9 protein-coding genes and 3 rRNA genes are annotated in these 15,432 nt (G+C 67.3%); 7 read left to right on the forward strand and 5 right to left on the reverse strand.

Annotated features, from left to right (window positions below; translation table 11 throughout):
• Window positions 1-3: 3 nt before the first annotated feature.
• A complete protein-coding gene (locus OG500_RS31210) occupies window positions 4-1,542 on the reverse strand; it encodes an MFS transporter (protein WP_327070165.1) in 1,539 nt (512 codons plus the stop codon).
• A gap of 87 nt (window positions 1,543-1,629) precedes the next feature.
• On the opposite strand from OG500_RS31210, the gene OG500_RS31215 reads away from it, so the two are divergent.
• A complete protein-coding gene (locus OG500_RS31215; RefSeq protein WP_329584889.1) occupies window positions 1,630-2,037 on the forward strand; it encodes a MarR family transcriptional regulator in 408 nt (135 codons plus the stop codon).
• A gap of 68 nt (window positions 2,038-2,105) precedes the next feature.
• On the opposite strand, the gene OG500_RS31220 is transcribed toward OG500_RS31215, so the two are convergent.
• Window positions 2,106-3,068 (reverse strand): M56 family metallopeptidase, encoded by a 963-nt coding sequence (locus tag OG500_RS31220; RefSeq protein ID WP_327070167.1) that lies wholly within the window; start codon window positions 3,066-3,068, stop codon window positions 2,106-2,108.
• Window positions 3,069-3,293: 225 nt separating this feature from the next.
• Window positions 3,294-3,863 (reverse strand): DUF5134 domain-containing protein, encoded by a 570-nt coding sequence (locus OG500_RS31225; protein ID WP_327070168.1) that lies wholly within the window; start codon window positions 3,861-3,863, stop codon window positions 3,294-3,296.
• Window positions 3,864-4,311: 448 nt separating this feature from the next.
• Between OG500_RS31225 and OG500_RS31230 the strand changes: the two genes are divergently transcribed.
• The 3 genes from OG500_RS31230 to OG500_RS31240 are packed head-to-tail and all read left to right on the forward strand — an operon-like array spanning window position 4,312 to window position 7,528.
• Window positions 4,312-5,709 carry a DUF6421 family protein gene (locus OG500_RS31230; protein WP_327070169.1) on the forward strand — a complete coding sequence of 466 codons (1,398 nt, stop codon included), beginning with the start codon at window positions 4,312-4,314 and terminating at the stop codon, window positions 5,707-5,709.
• A complete protein-coding gene (locus OG500_RS31235) occupies window positions 5,706-6,449 on the forward strand; it encodes an SDR family NAD(P)-dependent oxidoreductase (protein ID WP_327070170.1) in 744 nt (247 codons plus the stop codon). The genes OG500_RS31230 and OG500_RS31235 overlap by 4 nt, the downstream gene beginning before the upstream one ends.
• Window positions 6,446-7,528 carry a threonine aldolase family protein gene (locus tag OG500_RS31240; protein WP_327070171.1) on the forward strand — a complete coding sequence of 361 codons (1,083 nt, stop codon included), beginning with the start codon at window positions 6,446-6,448 and terminating at the stop codon, window positions 7,526-7,528. Before OG500_RS31235 ends, OG500_RS31240 begins: the two co-directional genes overlap by 4 nt.
• Before the next feature lie 98 nt (window positions 7,529-7,626).
• On the opposite strand, the gene OG500_RS31245 is transcribed toward OG500_RS31240, so the two are convergent.
• Window positions 7,627-8,787, reverse strand: a complete 1,161-nt coding sequence (locus OG500_RS31245) for an alpha/beta hydrolase (RefSeq protein WP_327070172.1) — start codon at window positions 8,785-8,787, stop codon at window positions 7,627-7,629.
• A gap of 413 nt (window positions 8,788-9,200) precedes the next feature.
• On the opposite strand from OG500_RS31245, the gene OG500_RS31250 reads away from it, so the two are divergent.
• The 3 genes from OG500_RS31250 to rrf all read left to right on the forward strand — a co-directional run bounded on the left by OG500_RS31250 (window position 9,201) and on the right by rrf (window position 14,322).
• A 16S ribosomal RNA gene (locus tag OG500_RS31250) occupies window positions 9,201-10,722 on the forward strand.
• A 277-nt stretch (window positions 10,723-10,999) separates the two neighbouring features.
• A 23S ribosomal RNA gene (locus OG500_RS31255) occupies window positions 11,000-14,118 on the forward strand.
• A gap of 87 nt (window positions 14,119-14,205) precedes the next feature.
• Window positions 14,206-14,322, forward strand: a 5S ribosomal RNA gene (gene rrf, locus OG500_RS31260).
• The 16S, 23S and 5S rRNA genes sit together here, the layout of an rRNA operon.
• Window positions 14,323-14,585: 263 nt before the next feature.
• On the opposite strand, the gene OG500_RS31265 is transcribed toward rrf, so the two are convergent.
• Window positions 14,586-15,359 (reverse strand): lysophospholipid acyltransferase family protein, encoded by a 774-nt coding sequence (locus OG500_RS31265; RefSeq protein ID WP_329584895.1) that lies wholly within the window; start codon window positions 15,357-15,359, stop codon window positions 14,586-14,588.
• Between the last annotated feature and the right edge of the window lie 73 nt (window positions 15,360-15,432).

The following is a 15,432-nucleotide window of genomic DNA, read 5'->3' on the forward strand; positions in this document are numbered from 1 at the left end:
TGATCAGACCTTCTCGGTCAGCGTCCGGCCAGCGCCCGCCTCGGCGTTGACCCGACCGTAATCGTAGTCCGGCACGGCGGGCGGGGTGACGGTGCGTCGGCGGTCCAGCACCGCGCCGCTCGCGGTGACCACCAGGCTGATCAGTGCGACCCCGGTGACCAGCAGCAATCCCGGTCGGTAGCCGTCCAGTTGGGCCTGCGGGCTGGTCCCGCCGTGGCTGCCCGCGGTGATCACCGCGGTGGTGACGGCCAGCACCAGCGCGTTGCCGATCTGCATGGCGGTGTTGACCAGGCCGGAGGCCAGCCCCTGCTCCTCGTCGGCCACGCCGTTGGTGGCGGCGATGTTGGCGGAGGGGTAGAAGAGCGCGAAGCCGATGCCCAGCAGCACCATGGTCGGCAGCACCAGGGCGGCGAAGGTGCTGTGGGTGTCCAGCCGCAGGAAGAGCGCGTAGCCGATCACCATCGCCAGGCTGCCGAGCGGCAGCAGCCGGCCGGTGCCGTAGCGGTCCACGATGGCGCCCATCCTGGTGGAGGAGAGGGCGACCAGCGCGCCGGCCGGCAGCAGTGCGAAGCCCATCTCCAGAGCCGACCAGCCGAGCAGTCGCTGCAGGTAGAGCGCCACGATGAACTGGAAGCCCGCGTAGGAGCCCATCAGCACGAAGGCCGCCACATTGGCCCGTGCGACGTTGCCGTTGCGGAAGATCCCGAGCCGTACCAGCGGGTGCGCGGCGCGCTGCTCGATCAGCAGGAAGGCCGCGCCGAGCACGACCACCGCGAGCAGCGAGCCGATGGTGCGCAGGCTCGCCCAGCCGGCCCCCTGGGCCTCGGTGACGGTGAAGACCAGCAGCAGCAGCGAAGCGGTGCCGGTGATCGCGCCGGCCACGTCGTAGCCGCCCTCGGAGCGCTCGTGCGGGTGCTTGGGCAGCAGCTTCAGCGCGAACACCAGCGCGATCAGTGCGACCGGGACGGGCATCAGGAAGGTCCAGCGCCAGCCCACCGAGGTGAGCAGGCCGCTGATCACCAGGCCGAGCGAGTAGCCGCTGGCCCCGCAGGTGGTGAAGATCGACAGCGCCTTGTTGCGGGCCGGGCCCTCGGGGAAGGTGGTGGTGATGATCGACAGGGCGGCGGGCGCGGTGAACGCGGCGCTGGCGCCCTTAAGGAAGCGGGCGGCGATCAGCAGCCCGCCGTCGCTGACCACGCCGCCCAGCAGCGAGGCGGCGGCGAAGACCGCGAGCGCGATCAGGAAGACCCGGCGGCGGCCCAGCAGGTCGGCGGCCCGGCCGCCGAGCAGCAACAGACCGCCGTAGCCCAGCACGTAGCCGGAGACCACCCACTGCAGTGCCGACGTGGAGAGCTTGAGGCTGGAGCCGATGGACGGCAGGGCGACGCCGACCATCGAGACGTCCAGGGCGTCCAGGAAGAGGGCGGCACAGAGAACGATCAGGGCGCCCCAGAGCTGGGGGCTCCATTGGAGCTGGTCGGACGGACGGTCAGATGTCTGGACAGTGCTGGCTGTTGGCGCACGGTGGCCTGCGGAGGTCATGGCCCAAACAGTACATGCATGTGCATTCAATGCAAGTAAATATAATGTGAACTCATATAGTGCTCATGCATGTGGTAGCATGCGGGTGTGTCAGTACAAGACCTGGCCGAGACGGCCGCCCTGGTCTCCGAGTGGCGTGACCTGCTGGCCCGTCATGCGGCGACAGCCTGTGCCCTGGACCGTGAGCTGGGCGAGCACTTCGGGCTCTGCATGAGCGACTTCGAGGTGCTGGAGCGCCTGGCCGAGGCCGCCGACCTGCTGCGGGTGCAGGAGCTGGCCGAGAAGGTCCATCTGAGCCAGAGTGCGCTCTCCCGCCTCATCGGCCGCCTGGAGAAGGCCGGCCTGGTCGAGCGGACCATGTGCGACCTGGACCGGCGCGGCATCTACGTCCGGCTCGCGCCGCTGGGCCAGGAGCGCTACGAGGCGGCCCGGCCGCTGCACCGCGAGGTGCTGGAGCGGATGCTGCTCAAGCGCCAACAGCCCAGCTGCGGCTGACTCCCGAGCCGCGCCGACCGCTGCTCCGCCACCTCCCGATCCGTACGAAGCCGCCCCGGTGGCGCGCCTCAGTGCAGCGCGCTGAGGCCCGGCAGCACCGCGAGCAGCAGCACGCTGCCCGGCGCCGCGAGTGCCGCCGCGGTCAGCCGCAGCCGGGTGAGCACGGGCAGCCGCGGCCGGCCGGCCAGCAGCCGGTCCACCCGGCGCGGCGCCTGGGCCAGCTGACCGGGGACCGGGCCGCCGGGGCAGGACGCGAAGACGCCGCGCCCCGCATTGATCTCGACCATCGCGTGCGCCGTGATCAGTCGCCCGTGCCGGCGGGCGGCCCGGTCGTCCGCGGCCAGCTCCACCAACTCGCCCACCTGGTCCCGGAACGCGCTGAACACCCCGACCCCGGGGAAGCCCGCCGCGAGCGCCTGCGCGCACTGCGCCAGCCAGTGGTGCCGGGCCCGGACGTGGCTGCGCTCGTGGCTCAGCACCGCCGCCAGCTCCCGGTCGGTCAGCCGGCTCAGCGCCCCGGTGGTGACCACCAGGCGGGACTGCGGTCCGGGCAGCGACCAGGCCTGCGGCTGGACGTTCTCCAGCACTACCAGGCGCTCGCGGCGGGCCGGAAGATCTCCGGCGGCGGCCGGCAACTCGGGTGCGCGGGTCGCGAGTTCGGCGTGCCGGTGGCCGCGCTCGGCGCGCGCCGAGCGGATCTCACGGGCCAGCGAGAGCGCGGTGCGCAGCCCGCCCAGCGCCAGCAGCGCCGCGCAGAACCGGCCCCAGCCTTCGGCCTCGCCCAGTCCGTACGCCGCCTCCACGCCGCGCGGCGCCCCGGCGAAGAGCAGGGTGCGCACCTCGGGCAGCGCGGCCGAGACGGCCAGCAGCAGGCTCAGCAGGCAGCAGAGCAGGACGGCGATCACCAGGCACTGCCACACCAGCAGCGCGAGCACCGGTTCACGCTCGGCCCAGCCGGCCCGGGTCAGCAGGAGTGGCCCGGCGGTGGCGAGCAGCACGCCGAGCAGCAGCAGGCCGAGCAGGGCCGTCATGGCAGTGGGTCCCCCCAGATGAAGGTGTGACCGGACACTGCGGCTCAATCTAGGCGCTCGGTGGACGGCGTGGAACGGCCGCTCCCCGGCAGTGACCAACGCCACGCGGGCGTACTGGTGAACGCCGGGCAACGCCGCCGGGTTCCCGCGCGGAGCAAGATTTCGGGCGCTCGCCGAGCACTCGCCGAGCACTCTCCAGGCGCTCGCCGAGCACTCGTCGGGTACTCAGAGCACCAGCAGCATCGCGAACATGCCCACGCCCATCGCGAGCCGGCAGGCCTGGGGCAGCGGGCCGCCGAGCACCACCCGCCCCGTCGTTCCGGTGGCGCCCGGCCGGACCGGCACCGTCAGCAGCCGGCTGCCCGCCCAGAGCGCGTAACAGCCGAAGTAGACCAGCAGCAGCCCGGTGACCGCGGGTCGGCCCATCGGCATCACCATCCCCGCGTGCTGCTGCGGTGCGCCGCCCATCGCCAGTGCCATGTAGGCCATCGCCGCCGCGCCGACCGCGTGGTGCAGTCGGTGGGCCCGCCGTCCGCCCGCCCCGCGGCCCGCCGCCGCGCCGAGCGAGCCCGCGCAGAGCAGGCCGAAGAGCGCGACCCAGAGCGCGGCCGGCAGCCGGTCGCCGAGCGCGATCATCGCGGCGGTGCCCAGGCCCATCGCGGCCTCCACCGCGTCCGAGCCGCGCCCGCCGCCAGGCGCGGTGCGGGGGGTGAGGTGCAGCCGGATCAGACAGATCCCGCCGGTGCCGGCGGTCAGCAGCGCCAGCAGCCAGCTGAGCACAGCCGGTCCGTACATGCCTCCCCCTCCGTCCCCGCCGCGTGCGCGCGCCAAGCGGAACGGGGGTACCGACCACGATCACCCACGGCCACGGGTGCGGAGCAGGGCGTGCACAGGGGCGCACTGAGGTGCGCCGGTGGCACTGGGTGGAGCCGCGCGCCGGGGGCGGGGCCGGGCAGGTCGGCGGGGCGGGCCGACGGTCGGACCCGGGCGGTCGGCACGGCCGACTGGACCTGTGCGCTGGCGATCGCGTCACAGGAGCGGAGAGAGTCGTTCCGGTCGGGCGCCCGCCCCCGGCGGGCCAATCCGGGCGTCCGGCCTGGGCGTTCAGCGGCCCGTCACCGGAAGGAAATCGGGCATCTACCCCATCGAGTGGAGATTCTCTCATCGAACCCCCCTTGAACAGGAGAACCTTTCGTCCTTATCGTGTCCTTGATTCAATAACTTCTGTCGAAGCAGGTCCCCGATGCAGAATCTCTCGTCGAAGCTCGCGGTGGCGGCCGACCGTCCGGCGGCGCCCCTCTCCGACCACCCCGCCTGGCAGCGGCTGAAGCAGACCGTCGAGGAGCTGCGCCCGCTGCAGTCCAAGGACGGCTCGATCGACCTGGCCGCGGTCCAGCGGCAGACCGTCGACCCGCTGCTGGCCACCGTGCTCGACGCGATCGCGGAGCTGGCACCGCTCTTCCCGCACGACGCGGCCTACCTGGAGGCCGTCCAGGCCGACCTGCGCAAGTGGGCCGACACCGGCTACCGCGAGCCCGACTTCCTGGACTCGCTGCTCGCCTTCCAGCCCGCCGCCGAGCGGGTGGACGGCCTGCAGCACCTGGTCGTGTTCCCGATGTACACCCAGAACGGCAACCCGGACCGCAACCTGGAGGCCGTCCTCCTCGAGGTGGTCTGGCCCGACTGGCTGGCCGAGCTGGAGCGCACCCGCTTCGACAACCCGATGTTCGTGCCGATCACCTTCGTCGACTTCACGGCGGGCTACGACACGAACTCCGCGGTGCTCTTCCCGGAGACCGTGGCCGTCCGCAAGGCCCCCGAGCGGTTCACCTGGGGCGGCATCTTCTGCGACCGCGAGGCCGCCCGGTTCCGCGCCGTGTCCACCTCGGCCGTGCGGCTGCTCGGCCTGGACATCCCCGCCGACGCCGCCGAGCTGATCGCCGACCAGGCCCGCTCGCAGCAGACCTTCGTCCTGTGGGACCTGGTGCACGACCGCACCCACAGCCACGGCGACCTGCCGTTCGACCCCTTCATGATCAAGCAGCGCAGCCCGTTCTGGATGTACGGGCTGGAGGAGCTGCGCTGCGACCTGACCGCCTTCAAGGAGGCCGTCCGGCTGGAGGCCGAGGGCTACCCGCAGGGCCGCGACGTCCAGTACGCGATCCTCTTCGACCGGATGTTCCGCTTCCCCGTCACCGGTGGCCGGGTCCGCAACTACGACGGCATGGGCGGCCAGCTGCTCTTCGCCTACCTGCACAAGCACGACGCGCTGCGCTGGCGCGACAACCGGCTGAGCATCGACTGGGACCGGGTCGCCGAGGTCACCAACGCCCTCTGCGGCGAGATCGAGGCGCTCTACCGGGCCGGCATCGACCGCCCCAAGACCGCCCACTGGATCGCCGCCTACGAGCTGGTCTCCCGCTACCTGACCCCGCACCCGGCCTCCACCTGGGCCAAGGGCCCCGAGGCGCTGCCGCTGGACCTGGACGGCAAGGCGCTGAACAAGGCGCTGTGCGACGCCGTCCACCCCGACGAGTTCCCGCTCAGCATGTTCTACGAGGCCCTGTCGAAGAAGCTCAGCGGCGTGATCGCCGCGACCACCGGCATCACCGGTGCCGGCGTGACGGAGGTGGCCGCGTGAGCGCCCTGCAGGACAAGGTGATCGCGGTCGCCGGTGCCAGCGGCCCGGCCGGCCAGGCGACCATGCGCCGGCTCGCGGCCGGCGGCGCCGTGGTGATCGGCGCGGACATCGACCAGCAGCGCCTCGACGGTGCGCTCGCCAAGGTGCGCGAATCCGTGCCCGGGGCGCGGGTCAGCGGCCAGGTCATCGACCTGCTCGACCCGCAGGAGGTGCACGACTGGGCCGACCACCTGGAGGCCGAGCACGGCCACGTCGACGGCCTGTTCCACCTGGTCGGCGGCTGGCGCGGCAGCAAGAGCTTCCACGACACCCGGATCGACGACTGGGACTTCCTGCACAACACGGTGGTCCGCACCCTGCAGCACACCTCGCTCGCCTTCCAGCCCGCGCTGCTTCGCAGCGAGGCCGGCCGGTACGCGATCGTCTCGGCCGCCGCCGCGCACAAGCCCACCGGTGGCGGCGCCGCCTACGCGGCGGCCAAGGCCGCCAGCGAGGCCTGGACGCTCGCCATGGCGCACTCCTTCCAGAAGGAGACCACCGCCGAGGACGGCGTGCCGACCGCCGCGGCTGTCATCCTGGTGATCAAGGCCCTGGTCAGCCCCGAGATGCGGGCCGAGAAGCCGGAGGCGAAGTTCGCCGGCTTCACCGACACCGCCGACCTGGCCGACAACCTCGCGGACCTCTGGGCCCGCCCCGCAGCAGAACTGAACGGACAGCACCTGTGGCTGACAGCCCGATGAGCACCACCCCGTCCGGGACCGACGCGATCCGCCGCCACGACCCCGCCGTGCGCGGGTTCGCCAGCGACAACTACGCCGGTGTCCACCCGGAGATCCTGGCCGCACTGGCGGTCGCCAACGGCGGCCACCAGGTCGCGTACGGCGAGGACCAGTACACCGAGCACCTGCAGACGGTCTTCAAGAAGCACTTCGGCGAGCAGACCGAGGCCTACCCGGTCTTCAACGGCACCGGCGCCAACGTGGTCGCGCTCCAGGCGCTGCTGCCGCGCTGGGGCGCGGTGATCGCCGCCGAGAGCGCGCACATCAACGTCGACGAGTGCGGCGCCCCGGAGAAGATGGCCGGGATCAAGCTGCACATCGTCCCCACTCCGGACGGCAAGCTCACCCCCGAGCTGATCGACCGGCAGGCCTACGGCTGGGACGACGAGCACCGGGCGGCCCCGCTCGCGGTCTCCATCACCCAGAGCACCGAGCTCGGCACCCTGTACACCGCCGAGGAGGTCCGGGCGATCTGCGAGCACGCGCACGAGCGCGGCATGCTCGTCCACATGGACGGCTCCCGGCTGGCCAACGCCGCCGCCTCGCTGGGCCGGCCCTTCCGCGAGTTCACCACCGACGCCGGGGTGGACGTGCTCTCCTTCGGCGGCACCAAGAACGGCCTGCTGCTCGGCGAGGCCGTGGTGGTGCTCAACCCGGAGAAGGTCCGGAACCTGAAGTACCTGCGCAAGATGTCGATGCAGCTCGCCTCGAAGATGCGCTTCGTCTCGGTGCAGTTCGAGGCGCTGCTCACCGGCGACCTCTGGCTGCGCAACGCCGGGCACGCCAACGCGATGGCCCAGCGCCTGGCCACGGCGGTCGGCGCGATCGACGGCGTCACCCTGGTCCGCCCGGTGCAGGCCAACGCCGTCTTCGCGATCCTGCCGCGCGAGGTCAGCGAGCGGCTGCAGAAGCGTTACCGCTTCTACTTCTGGGACGAGCAGACCGGCGAGGTGCGCTGGATGACCGCCTTCGACACCACCGAGGCGGACATCGACGCCTTCGCGGCGGCGATAGCGGAGGAGCTGGGCCGGGGCCTCTGAGTCCTTCCGCCCGCTGCTCGACTCCAGCCTTCGGCCGGCCGGGACACTGTCCCGGCCGGCCGAAGGCCTTTTCGTGCTGCCCGACCGCCGCTCGCGGCTCAGCGCGCGGGCAGCAGCGGCCAGACGTCCCGCTCGGCATCGGGCGCCCACACCACGTCCGCGTGGCCGTAGCCCGGCACCACCCGGTAGTCGACCCGCGCCCCGCCCGCGCGGATCAGCCGTGCGCCGAGGTCGTGATCGCCGCGCCCGAGTTCGGTGTTGATCCACACCACCTCGGCGCGGATCGCCGCCCAATCGATCCGGTACACCTCCTCGCGGCCACCCCACACGGCGGCGAGATCGCGCAGCAGGGCGGTCGGCTGCTCCCCGCTGCCGAGCCGGCCGACCGCCTCGGACCAGACGGCCAGCGGCGTGCGGTCCAGGGTGAAGCGGTCCTGCACCGCGGTGGCGCCGAACTCGAAGGAGCCGCTGCTGTGGCCGCGGTGGTAGATCCAGTTCGCCGGTCCCGGCAGCAGGTGGGTGCGGGTCAGCGCGTAGTGCAGCAGGGCGAGGTTGCCGAAGGCCGTGCCGGGGTGGCCCGGGCGGGGGAGCGGGCTGTCACCCGCGGGGTCGGCGGCGGCGCGGGCGAACAGGCCCTTGAGGCCGGGGTCGACCGTCCAGTGGCCCGCGGCGAGCTGCTCCTGGAGCGCATCGGTGAGCGCGCCGGCGCGGGCGGCGAGCTCGGGTTCGGTGGCCGGGTCGTAGGGCCCGGTGGTGTCGAGGACGAGGACGCGTCGGGGGTGGGCGTCGGGCTGGGCCGCCGTGTCCAGCGCCAGGGCGGCGCCGGCCGAGTGTCCGAGCAGGTCGTAGGGGAGGCCGAGCGCCTCGTCGACGGCGGCGAGCACCTGCCGCACGTCGCGGCGGTGGGCGGCGAGGCCCCACTCGGCACAGTGCGGGCCGGTGCTCTCCGTGGTCAGCGCGTCCTCGCGGGGCGTGATGCCGAGGACGAGGTGGCCGCGGGCGGCGAGGAATCCGGCCAGACCGCCGCCGTCCTGCGCGGTGCAGTAGCTCGCCCGGACATTGAGACCGCCGCCGGGGAGCAGGACGGCGACGCTGTGCGGTACCGCCGTCGCCGGATCGGTCACCAGGTCGACCACCAAGGGCGCGGTCGAGTCCGGCAGGACGAGCTGCCAGTGGCTGCTCCGGTTCGGTGTCGCCGCCCCGTCGATCGGGACCGCTTCGGCACCCAGCGCCGCACTCAACCTCTTGACCATGTCCATGGCCATTCCTCCCTCGGGTCGGCCCCCAGAATGCCGGACGAGGCGATTTGCTTGTGGCGGGCCGCTGCCCGTACAGTTCCGGAGTCGCGCCGAGAGGGGCGGCAGAGTGAAGTCGGGAAGATGAACTTCGGTAAATCGGAGTGAAACTGGTCTGATAAGCTCGAAACACGAAAGAACGAAGCGCCCGGAGAGCTTGCGAGAGCGGCTTGAAGGAAGCGTCCGTTCCTTGAGAACTCAACAGCGTGCCAAAAGTCAACGCCAGATATGTTGACATCCCCGGCCTTGGTCTTCGGACTGGGGTTGGAGATTCCTTTTGAAGTAAAACACTAGCGAGGACGCAGTGCGCGAGGCCACCCTATTCCGGTGGTTGTCGTGCCGCTCGACGCGGGTGTCGACCCGATTACGGGTAAACATTCACGGAGAGTTTGATCCTGGCTCAGGACGAACGCTGGCGGCGTGCTTAACACATGCAAGTCGAACGGTGAAGCCCTTCGGGGTGGATCAGTGGCGAACGGGTGAGTAACACGTGGGCAATCTGCCCTGCACTCTGGGACAAGCCCTGGAAACGGGGTCTAATACCGGATACGACCTTCCTCTGCATGGGGGTTGGTGGAAAGCTCCGGCGGTGCAGGATGAGCCCGCGGCCTATCAGCTTGTTGGTGGGGTAATGGCCTACCAAGGCGACGACGGGTAGCCGGCCTGAGAGGGCGACCGGCCACACTGGGACTGAGACACGGCCCAGACTCCTACGGGAGGCAGCAGTGGGGAATATTGCACAATGGGCGAAAGCCTGATGCAGCGACGCCGCGTGAGGGATGACGGCCTTCGGGTTGTAAACCTCTTTCAGCAGGGAAGAAGCGCAAGTGACGGTACCTGCAGAAGAAGCACCGGCTAACTACGTGCCAGCAGCCGCGGTAATACGTAGGGTGCGAGCGTTGTCCGGAATTATTGGGCGTAAAGAGCTCGTAGGCGGCCTGTCGCGTCGGATGTGAAAGCCCGGGGCTTAACCCCGGGTCTGCATTCGATACGGGCAGGCTAGAGTGTGGTAGGGGAGATCGGAATTCCTGGTGTAGCGGTGAAATGCGCAGATATCAGGAGGAACACCGGTGGCGAAGGCGGATCTCTGGGCCATTACTGACGCTGAGGAGCGAAAGCGTGGGGAGCGAACAGGATTAGATACCCTGGTAGTCCACGCCGTAAACGTTGGGAACTAGGTGTTGGCGACATTCCACGTCGTCGGTGCCGCAGCTAACGCATTAAGTTCCCCGCCTGGGGAGTACGGCCGCAAGGCTAAAACTCAAAGGAATTGACGGGGGCCCGCACAAGCAGCGGAGCATGTGGCTTAATTCGACGCAACGCGAAGAACCTTACCAAGGCTTGACATATACCGGAAACGGCTAGAGATAGTCGCCCCCTTGTGGTCGGTATACAGGTGGTGCATGGTTGTCGTCAGCTCGTGTCGTGAGATGTTGGGTTAAGTCCCGCAACGAGCGCAACCCTTGTTCTGTGTTGCCAGCATGCCTTTCGGGGTGATGGGGACTCACAGGAGACTGCCGGGGTCAACTCGGAGGAAGGTGGGGACGACGTCAAATCATCATGCCCCTTATGTCTTGGGCTGCACACGTGCTACAATGGTCGGTACAAAGGGCTGCGATACCGTGAGGTGGAGCGAATCCCAAAAAGCCGGCCTCAGTTCGGATTGGGGTCTGCAACTCGACCCCATGAAGTTGGAGTTGCTAGTAATCGCAGATCAGCATGCTGCGGTGAATACGTTCCCGGGCCTTGTACACACCGCCCGTCACGTCACGAAAGTCGGTAACACCCGAAGCCGGTGGCCTAACCCTTGGGAGGGAGCCGTCGAAGGTGGGACCAGCGATTGGGACGAAGTCGTAACAAGGTAGCCGTACCGGAAGGTGCGGCTGGATCACCTCCTTTCTAAGGAGCACATGGCCGGATGCGAGCGAATGTCTCGCACGGTTGCTCATGGGTGGAACGTTGACTATTCGGCACACAGGGTTGGTTGTTTCCTAGTACTGCTTCGGCGTGGAACGGTTACGGGTGATCTGGTGTGTCGGGCACGTTGTTGGGTCCTGAGGGAACGAGTAATCGTTGTCTCAGTGCCGGTCCCACGGACCGACCTGGTGTTTGCCGGGTTGTGTAGGTGGGTGTCTGGTCGTTGTTTGAGAACTGCACAGTGGACGCGAGCATCTGTGGCCAAGTTTTTAAGGGCGCACGGTGGATGCCTTGGCACTAGGAACCGATGAAGGACGTGGGAGGCCGCGATAGGCCCCGGGGAGCTGTCAACCGAGCTTTGATCCGGGGGTGTCCGAATGGGGAAACCCGGCAGTCGTCATGGGCTGTCACCCATACCTGAACACATAGGGTATGTGGAGGGAACGCGGGGAAGTGAAACATCTCAGTACCCGCAGGAAGAGAAAACAACCGTGATTCCGGGAGTAGTGGCGAGCGAAACCGGATGAGGCTAAACCGTTGTGGTGTGAGACCCGGCAGGGGTTGCCACTTCGGGGTCGTGGGAAAGTTCTTCGGTCGTCTGCCGGCGATCGGGTGAGTCAGAAACCGTATGGGTAGTCGAAGGACATGCGAAAGGTCCGGCGTAGAGGGTAAGACCCCCGTAGACGAAACTTGTACGGCTCACTTGAGCTTCTCCCAAGTAGCACGGAGCCCGAGAAATTCCGTGTGAATCTGGCGGGACCACCCGCTAAGCCTAAATATTCCCTAGTGACCGATAGCGGATAGTACCGTGAGGGAATGGTGAAAAGTACCGCGGGAGCGGAGTGAAATAGTACCTGAAACCGTGTGCCTACAAGCCGTGGGAGCGTCGTTGGTCAGCTTGCTGATCAGCCGTGACTGCGTGCCTTTTGAAGAATGAGCCTGCGAGTTTGCGGTGTGTAGCGAGGTTAACCCGTGTGGGGTAGCCGTAGCGAAAGCGAGTCCGAATAGGGCGGTTGAGTTGCATGCCCAAGACCCGAAGCGGAGTGATCTAGCCATGGGCAGGTTGAAGCGCGGGTAAGACCGCGTGGAGGACCGAACCCACCAGGGTTGAAAACCTGGGGGATGACCTGTGGTTAGGGGTGAAAGGCCAATCAAACTCCGTGATAGCTGGTTCTCCCCGAAATGCATTTAGGTGCAGCGTCACGTGTTTCTTGCCGGAGGTAGAGCACTGGATAGGCGATGGGCCTTACCGGGTTACTGACCTTAGCCAAACTCCGAATGCCGGTAAGTGAGAGCGTGGCAGTGAGACTGTGGGGGATAAGCTCCATGGTCGAGAGGGAAACAGCCCAGAACACCGACTAAGGTCCCTAAGCGTGTGCTAAGTGGGAAAGGATGTGGAGTCGCAGAGACAACCAGGAGGTTGGCTTAGAAGCAGCCACCCTTGAAAGAGTGCGTAATAGCTCACTGGTCAAGTGATTCCGCGCCGACAATGTAGCGGGGCTCAAGCACACCACCGAAGTCGTGTCATTCACAGAATACGCCCAACGGCGCTGTGGATGGGTAGGGGAGCGTCGTGTGCCGGGTGAAGCGGCGGAGGAATCCAGTCGTGGACGGTATACGAGTGAGAATGCAGGCATGAGTAGCGATACAAGAGTGGGAAACTCTTGCGCCGATTGACCAAGGGTTCCTGGGTCAAGCTGATCTGCCCAGGGTAAGTCGGGACCTAAGGCGAGGCCGACAGGCGTAGTCGATGGACAACGGGTTGATATTCCCGTACCCGCTTTGAAGCGCCAACGCTGAACCTCTGAATGCTAAAGCCGTGAAGCCGGCCCGGAGTCTTCGGACAAAGGGACGTGGTGGAGCCGCTGATCCAACAGGGTATTAGGTGAGCGATGGGGTGACGCAGGAAGGTAGTCCAGCCCGGGCGGTGGTTGTCCCGGGGTAAGGGTGTAGGACGCAAGGTAGGCAAATCCGCCTTGCACATAGTCTGAGACCTGATGCCGAGCCGATTGTGGTGAAGTGGATGATCCTATGCTGTCGAGAAAAGCCTCTAGCGAGTTTCATGGCGGCCCGTACCCCAAACCGACTCAGGTGGTCAGGTAGAGAATACCGAGGCGTTCGGGTGAACTATGGTTAAGGAACTCGGCAAAATGCCCCCGTAACTTCGGGAGAAGGGGGCCGGAACTGGTGGAGGCACTTGCTGCCCGAGCTGGGGCCGGCCGCAGAGACCAGCGAGAAGCGACTGTTTACTAAAAACACAGGTCCGTGCGAAGCCGTAAGGCGATGTATACGGACTGACGCCTGCCCGGTGCTGGAACGTTAAGGGGACCGGTTAGCTCTGATTCGTCGGGGCGAAGCTGAGAACTTAAGCGCCAGTAAACGGCGGTGGTAACTATAACCATCCTAAGGTAGCGAAATTCCTTGTCGGGTAAGTTCCGACCTGCACGAATGGCGTAACGACTTCTCGACTGTCTCAACCATAGGCCCGGTGAAATTGCATTACGAGTAAAGATGCTCGTTTCGCGCAGCAGGACGGAAAGACCCCGGGACCTTTACTATAGCTTGATATTGGTGTTCGGTTCGGCTTGTGTAGGATAGGTGGGAGACTTTGAAGCGGCAACGCCAGTTGTTGTGGAGTCGACGTTGAAATACCACTCTGGTCGTGCTGGATGTCTAACCTGGGTCCGTGATCCGGATCAGGGACAGTGTCTGGTGGGTAGTTTAACTGGGGCGGTTGCCTCCTAAAGAGTAACGGAGGCGCCCAAAGGTTCCCTCAGCCTGGTTGGCAATCAGGTGTTGAGTGTAAGTGCACAAGGGAGCTTGACTGTGAGACCGACGGGTCGAGCAGGTGCGAAAGCAGGGACTAGTGATCCGGCGGTGGCTTGTGGAAGCGCCGTCGCTCAACGGATAAAAGGTACCCCGGGGATAACAGGCTGATCTTCCCCAAGAGTCCATATCGACGGGATGGTTTGGCACCTCGATGTCGGCTCGTCGCATCCTGGGGCTGGAGTAGGTCCCAAGGGTTGGGCTGTTCGCCCATTAAAGCGGTACGCGAGCTGGGTTTAGAACGTCGTGAGACAGTTCGGTCCCTATCCGCTGTGCGCGTAGGAGTGTTGAGAAGGGCTGTCCCTAGTACGAGAGGACCGGGACGGACGAACCTCTGGTGTGCCAGTTGTCCTGCCAAGGGCATGGCTGGTTGGCTACGTTCGGGAGGGATAACCGCTGAAAGCATCTAAGCGGGAAGCCTGCTTCGAGATGAGCACTCCCACCTCCTTGAGAGGGTAAGGCTCCCAGTAGACGACTGGGTTGATAGGCCGGATGTGGAAGCCCTGTAAGGGGTGGAGCTGACCGGTACTAATAGGCCGAGGGCTTGTCCTCAGTTGCTCGCGTCCACTGTGTTGTTCTGAAACAACGACCCCTGCCAGGGAAAGAACGGGCGGGTTGCGGTCGACAGTTTCATAGTGTTTCGGTGGTCATAGCGTGAGGGAAACGCCCGGTTACATTCCGAACCCGGAAGCTAAGCCTCACAGCGCCGATGGTACTGCAGGGGGGACCCTGTGGGAGAGTAGGACGCCGCCGAACAATCATTCAGAGAAAGCCCCGCCCCGGGAGACCGGGTGCGGGGCTTTCTCGCGTTTGTGTCCGACTCCGGCGCACGACTGATTCGCGGCGGACGGCGTGGTGAGCCGGCGGCCGTTCCCGCTCGAAGGAGACAGGGAGACCAACCGGCGCCTCGCCGCCGCACTCGCGGCCGACCGCTGAGCACCGCTCGGCCCGAGCCGACGTCAGACGGCGCGCCTCCCGGTCGGGTGACGCGCCGTCGACAGTCGGACCGGCAGGGTTGCTCAGGCCCCCGCTGCCGCCCGCTTGGCGGCCTTCGCGGCCGCCTCCTGCTCGTCCTCGGCCTCCGCGACCTCCAGGGTCGGCGCGGTGCCGCCGAGGCTGGCGGGGAGCCACCAGGAGTCGTCCGGGCCGGTCGGCTTGGCGGGGTACTCGCGCTGGGCCCGGTCGAGCATCTCGCTCATCGCCGCCCGCAGCCGCCGCGTCACCATCACCGGCTTGTCCGTGGGCTCCAGGTGAATCGGTTCGCCAATCATGATGGTGACCGGGACGTGCCGCTTGGTCAGCGTCTTCGGGCGGCCCTTGGTCCACAGCTGCTGGGTGCCCCAGAGGATCACCGGCAGCAGCGGGGCACCGGAGTCGGCCGCCATCCGGGCCGCTCCGGTCTTGAACTTCTTCAGCATGAAGGAGCGGCTGATGGTGGCCTCGGGGAAGACCCCCACCACCTCGCCCGCCCGCAGCGCGCGCACGGCCGCGTCGTAGGCGGGCTGGCCGTCGGTGCGGTCGACCGGGATGTGCTTCATGCCGCGCATCAGCGGGCCGGAGATCCAGTGCCGGAAGACCTCGTCCTTCGCCATGAAGCGGGTCTTGCGGTCCCCGCCGCGGTAGGCGCCCAGGCCCGCGAAGAGGAAGTCCAGGTAGCTGATGTGATTGCTCACCAGCACCGCGCCCCCGGTCGCCGGGACGTGCTCGGCACCCGCGATGCTGATCCGGCAATCGAGCGCCTTGAAGACGGTCAGTGCCGTGCGGATCACTGGCGGGTAGACGAACTCTGCCACGGTCAGCCCTACTTCTGCTTACGGGCCCTGGCCCGGTGCGACGGCACCCGGGTCCGACCGCGTGGACCGGGCC

The sequence above is a fragment of the Kitasatospora sp. NBC_01250 genome (genome assembly GCF_036226465.1).
Lineage (GTDB): Bacteria > Actinomycetota > Actinomycetes > Streptomycetales > Streptomycetaceae > Kitasatospora.